Origin of the sequence: Myxococcus vastator (genome assembly GCF_010894475.1) — a bacterium.
Classification (GTDB): domain Bacteria; phylum Myxococcota; class Myxococcia; order Myxococcales; family Myxococcaceae; genus Myxococcus; species Myxococcus vastator.
Genome location: NZ_JAAIYB010000509.1, coordinates 1 through 5,712, shown reverse-complemented (window position 1 = coordinate 5,712; position 5,712 = coordinate 1). Strand labels below are relative to the sequence as shown.

Annotated in this window: 4 protein-coding genes; all 4 read right to left on the bottom strand. The window is 71.8% G+C overall.

Going from position 1 to position 5,712, the window contains the following annotated elements; genetic code table 11:
- Nucleotides 1–1,294 (bottom strand): caspase family protein (locus G4D87_RS32650; protein WP_163786599.1); only part of this gene is annotated, 1,294 nt, incomplete at its 3' end.
- An 89-nt stretch (nucleotides 1,295–1,383) separates the two neighbouring features.
- Complete coding sequence (locus G4D87_RS32645) at nucleotides 1,384–2,307, bottom strand: hypothetical protein (protein WP_163786598.1); 924 nt, start codon at nucleotides 2,305–2,307, stop codon at nucleotides 1,384–1,386.
- 1 nt (nucleotide 2,308) lies between these two features.
- Nucleotides 2,309–5,074 (bottom strand): TonB family protein, encoded by a 2,766-nt coding sequence (locus G4D87_RS32640; RefSeq protein ID WP_163786597.1) that lies wholly within the window; start codon nucleotides 5,072–5,074, stop codon nucleotides 2,309–2,311.
- Between the two features lie 142 nt (nucleotides 5,075–5,216).
- The coding region (locus G4D87_RS32635; RefSeq protein ID WP_163786596.1) for an energy transducer TonB at nucleotides 5,217–5,712 on the bottom strand (496 nt) is incomplete at its 5' end.

Genomic DNA, 5,712 nt, shown 5'->3' with positions numbered 1-5,712 from the left:
GCCCCTGGAGCTGCACCGAGCGCACGCCCAGCGCGCCCAGCGCCAGGTGGTTGCGCCCGCCGCCACCCCACAGCGCGGTGGTGGCCAGCGGCGGCACCAGTGACAGGTTGAAGGGCACGGAGGGCATGTCGCCGAGGACCACCGGCTCGCCGGTGGACAGGGCCAGGGCCCGCATGTCCGTCCCGCCTCGCGCCGCCGTGCGCGTGAGCGTCATGGGCACGAAGTGCTCCGCGCGCAGCTCCGAGCCGCCCTTCGGCGACACCGTCAGCTCCGCCTCGAGCCGCTGCGCCGGCCGCTCCAGCACGACGTGGTAGCGCCCCGCCTCCAGCCCCAGCGCCAGGCGCCGCCCCGCGGGCTTCTGCAGCTCCGCGACCAGCTGGTTGCCCCAGTCGCGCACGAAGAGGCGGCCCTGCACGTCCTCCGCCACCGTGAGCCGCACGCGCGAGGTGCGCAGGTCCGTCAGCACCAGGTCGCCGCTGCCCGCGAGCTGGATGTCATAGGCCGCGTGCTGTGGCCCTCCCTGCGAGCGCTCCGTGCGCGCCAGCGTCTCGTGGAAGGCGAACTGGTAGGCCTCGTGCAAGGTGACGCGGCCGTCGCCGCTGGCATCCGCCGCGCCGCGCAGGCCCGTCACCAGGAAGTGCGTGAAGAAGGACGCGCCGATGGTGTCCGACTCCTGCGCCACTTCGTCCGCGGAGCTGGAGGCGAGGTACGCGTGGCCCCGCACCTGCGACGCCGCGTCCATGAGGAAGCCCGGCCGGTGCACCCCGCCCTTGAAGCGCGTCAGCGCGCCGGAGCCGCACGAGTCCAGAATCGCGATGCGCACGTCCACGGGCACCGCGCCCAGCTCCTGCTTCAGCGCCGCGTAGGTCAGCCGCTCACCGCGCGGCAGCAGCCCCTCCGCGTCCGAGTGGCCCGAGTAGTAGAGCACCAGCTCGCTGCGAACGCCGTCCGCGGTCGCGGCCTCCACCAGCACCCGCATCCGGGCCAGCGCCGCCAGCAGGCCCTTGCGGTCCGCCTCCAGCAGCAGCACGCGGTCCGCCACCGCCACGCCGCCCAGCTCCTCCAGCACACGGGACATGGCCAGCGCATCCGAGCCCGCGTAGCGCAGCCGCTCGCGCCCCTCGCCGCCCTCGCTGGAGCCCACGAGCAGCGCGAAGCGGCGCAGCGTCACCGGGGGCGCTTCCGCTGGGGGCGGCGTGGCCGCGGCGGACACGGTGGCCCACACGCCCAGGCAGGCGGCGGTCAGCAGACCGCACCGGCGGCCCCATCCCCCAGCAGTGGTGCGTCTCATCATCCGCGTTCCACCCCACGCGTCAGGCCCGGCCCGGCCTCAAGCGAGTCCCCTGGGCATATCTCGACTGGCGGCCGGCGCGCGAGCCCGGCTCACGGACTCCAGAGCGCCCGCCGCACCACCCAGGAGCTGCCGCCCCGGCCGTCCCGCACCACCGCCCAGAACGTCACCTCTTGCGCCTGCGCGCCCTCCTCCGGCTCCCACTCCGTGCGGTGCCGGCCTTCCTGCCCGCCGAAGGACGAGCCGCCCGTCTCCTGCGGCGCGAACTCGCCCAGCGTCGCGTGCCACGAAATCTCCCAGCTCTCCCGCAGCGTCACCGCCTCCAGCCGCAGCCCGGGCACCACGTACGTCTCCTGCAAGGCCGCCACGTCCTCGGACGTCACCACGAAGGGCCCAGCGCCCCTCAGCTCCAGCGGCGCCTCTGCGGGCCACGCCACGTCATCCACGCGCAGCCCGGGAATCACCGGCTGTTCGTTCACCCGCATGCCCTCCACCGCCGGGCACCAGAAGACCATCAGCTTCTGCGCGTACACCACCTCGTCGCCCGCCTGCGCGCGCAGCACCAGCGGCATGCGCAGGCCCCCCAGCCCCCGGTACGGGTCCAGCTCCTGCACGCGCTGGAGCAGCGGGACGTCCTCCGCCAGCGTGGACGCGCCCGGACGGACGCTGAGCGCCAGCTCGCCCGCCACGGCGGTGCCCTCGGAGAGCAGCACGCGGTTGGACGCGTTCGCGCACGTCCGGTCCTCGGTGTCCGCGCACGCCCACAGCGTGTACTGGATGGGCCGTCCCTCCCCCGCCGGGTCCACCAGCAGGGTCCGGTACGTCACGTCCGAGGAGAGCTCATCCAGCGTCTCCTGCGTGATTTCACAAGCGGACGCCATCAGCTCCGGAGGCTCCGTGGCGATACCGAGCACGCGGAAGTCAAACACGCGCGACGGCTGGTCCTCCACGTCGACACACGCGGCGGCGCCCAACAGCAGCAGCGCCAGGGCGCAGGACTCGAGCAGGGCCTTCATCTCAGAAGCTTCCTTTCACACCCACCACGGGGAGGATGGGGATGCCCGGCACCTCGTACTCGCGACGGAACCGGTAATCATTGAAGACGAACTCGACGTTCTGCGCGTTGTAGAGGTTCTGCACGTCCAGGTAGGCCGTGAGCGTCCAGCTCTGGAACCGCCAGCTCTTGTCCACGCGCACGTCCAGTTGGTGGAAGCCGCCCGTGCGGTCGGAGAAGTACGGGCCGAACGTCGCGTTGAAGCGGTTGCGGTCCGAATCGTAGACATCATAGCCGCTCGCCAGCGGCGTCATGGGCCGGCCGCTCGTGTAGCGGAAGCGGCCTCCCAGCTCCCAGCCGTTGCCCAGCACGTAGCTGGCCACCAGCGTGAGGATGTGCGTCTGGTCCCACGGGCTGAGGCCGTACGTGGAGTCGTCCGGCACGGCGCCCCCGCCACCGAAGAGTCCTCCGCCCTGAGGCCGAGGCCCCGCGCGGCCGTCCTCGGCGCGGCTGAAGGTGTACGACAGCCAGCCGGACCACTTGTCCATCGCTGAGGCGCGGTCCTTCTTCAGCATCACCTCCACGCCGTAGGCGCGGCCGATGCCGTCGTTGGAGTACGGCAGCGTGAAGACGCCGCCGCCCTCGTTGGTGACGAGCTGGCCGGGGGACACCACGTTGTTGAAGCGGCGGTTGAAGAAGCCGGTGACGTCCACGTTGAACACGTCGTTGAAGCGGTGCTCCACGCCGAGGCTGCTCTGGAACGCACGCTGGTAGGCGAGGTCCGGGTTGCCGTAGGGCAAGGTGATGAAGCGGAACGTCTCCGGCGGCTGGCTGTAGAGGCCCAGCGAGCCCTTGAGGTTGGTGCGCGACGTCGCCGCGTAGCGGACCCACAGCCGGGGGTCCAACGCCAGGTTCCGCGTGTTGCCCACCGACTGGAGGTTGCCGCGCACGCCCGGCGTGAAGGTGAACCGCCCCACCTGCAGGTCGGCCTCGAGGAAGAGCGCGCCGTCGAAGGCGCTCAGGGCAATCTGCTCCTCCAACTGCTGGCCCACCGGCTCGGCTCCGGGGAAGGGCACGTACTCCACGCCGCCCGGCGCGGGGAACGACACGTCGTAGCGCTCGTGCTCGAAGACGATGTCCAGACCGGTGCGGAGCGTGAGCGCGGAGGACAGCTCGATGCCGAGCACCTCGCGGGCGCCCAGCGTGTAGGTCCTGCCATCCTGCCGCGCGAGGCCGAAGTCGACGCTGCTGCGGTCCAGGCCGACGAAGGGCGTGAAGACGGACCACATCGCGCCCTTGCGGTAGGTCCAGTCGCCCTTCACGCGGTGGAAGTTCGTGCGCGTGTCCAGCTCCAGGTCCCGCTCCGTCGTGGGACCGGTGGACACCACGCGGAGCTGGTCGTCACTGCCGAAGGCCATGATGTAGCCGGAGCTGCGCGCGCCCCCTGGCGTCACGGCCGTGTCGTCATTGGCCGTGCCCCGCTTGGCGCCGAAGTCCACGCGGAGCTGGTAGTCCCAGTAGCGCGGCACCACGGAGAGCGTGCCCCCCTCCGACTCCGGCAGGACGGCGGGCAGAATCGTGTCGATGTAGGAGCGGCGCGCGGCGGCGGCCACGCTGATGCCGTCCGTAATCGGGCTCTCCAGGAAGAAGCCCGCGTCCAGCAGGTCCACCTTCACCGAGCCGTGCAGCGTGTCCGAGGCGCCCTTGCGCGTGCCCACCTCGACGATGCCGCCCACCGCGCGGCCGTACTGGCTGCCATAGCCGCCCGGGTAGAAGTCGAGCTGGTCGATGAACTCGGCGTTGACCACCGAGGGCCCGCCGAGCAGGTGGAACAGGAGGGGGATTTCGACCCCGTCCATCATCGTCGACGTCTGGCCCGGGTTGGAGCCACGGACCAGCAGCTCACCGGAGATGAAGGGCGCGCGCGCCACGCCCGGCAGCGACTGGATGACGCGGATGGGGTCGCCGAAGGAGCCCGGCGTCTTCTGCGCCTCCTCGCGGGTGATGGTGCGGCGCACCACCTCCTTCTTCGGCCGCGCGGAGCGCACCACCGTCTCCAGGCCGCTCCCCGAGGGCGCGAGGTAGAAGTTCACCTCCGTCGTCTCGTTCGGCTTCAGCTCCTCCTTCGTCTGGTAGAGCTGGAAGCCCGTGGCCACCACGCGCACCTCGCAGGTGCCCGCGGGCACCTCGAGCGTGAAGCGGCCGTCGTCGTCGGACATCGCCTCGGGCGCGTCCGGGTCGTCACCGCAGCGCACGGTGGCGTTGGGCACGCGCGAGCGGCTGCCGCGGGAGATGAGCTGGCCGGTGAGCGTGGCCTTGGGCTGCTCGGCCTCCGCGACCTCGGCGCCCGCCTCCGGCTCCGGCGCGGTGAGGGTGAAGTGGTAGACGTACTCCACCTGCACCGGCGCGGGCACGCCGTCCACCTCGGCGGGCGAGAAGCGGAACTGGCCCACCGCCGCCATGGCGGCCTCGTCGAAGCCGTTGCCCACCGGCTCGGTGGGCAGCACCTCGGCGACGGAGCCGTCATCCGCGATGGTGATGATGAGCCGCACCGACGCGGTGAGCCCCTGCGCGAGCGCCTCGGGCGGGTACTGCGCCTCCACCTGCTGCACCAGCTCGGGCGGCCTGGTGATGGTGGGCTGGGCCTGCGCCGGGGGTGGCGTGGCCGCGTCCGCGGGAGGCGCGCCGGCCTGGGGTGCCTGCGCGAGCACGGGCGCCGCCAGCAGGAGCGAGGTCGCGACGAGCGCGCCTCGGGCTTTCAGGAGGGAGGACATGGCGTGTCCAAGCATACGGGTGAGGAGGTTCCCGCTCCCGATGAAAGAGAGACGGAGCGAAGGCGCGGTGGAATCCCGGCGACGCCTCTGGGGAGGGGTACCCCTGACATGCCAGGCACGCCCGCGCTCCGCCTCTCTCCCAGCGGGAGTGGCGACATCAATCGAGCAGGAAGGTGTACGCGTATTTCATCTCCGTGGAGACAGGCTCACCGCCCTTGATGGCGGGCTTGAAACGGAAGCGGCGGATGGCGTCCCGCGCCGCCTCGTTGAGGCCATGGCCGGGACCCTTGAGAATCTTCACCGCCGTCACCTTGCCCTCGTGGTCGATGGTGATGGAGAGCGTCACGGTGCCCTCCACGCCCGCGCGGCGCGCCTCCTCCGGATAGGGAATCTTCACCTCGGAGGCCACCGTGGGCTCGGAGTCCACTTGGTAGATGGGCGCGTACTTCGGCGCTCTGTACCCCTTCACGTCCTGGGGGTCCTTCGCGGTGGGGCCCGTCCTGCCGTAGGCGGTGTTGCCCACGGGCGCGGCGAACGAGCCCGCGCTGGTGGTGGAGGACATCGTCATGCCGACGATGAGCGGCGGCGGCTTCGCCTGCGGCTTCGGGGGCGGCGTGTCGTTGGGCGGCGGCGGCGCGTCCACGGGCGGCGGG

Bases quoted from the DNA above. Each gene is read 5' to 3' on its own strand.
- G4D87_RS32645 (WP_163786598.1), bottom strand. From the start codon at position 2,307: ATGAAGGCCCTGCTCGAGTCCTGCGCCCTGGCGCTGCTGCTGTTGGGC.
- G4D87_RS32640 (WP_163786597.1), bottom strand. From the start codon at position 5,074: ATGCTTGGACACGCCATGTCCTCCCTCCTGAAAGCCCGAGGCGCGCTC.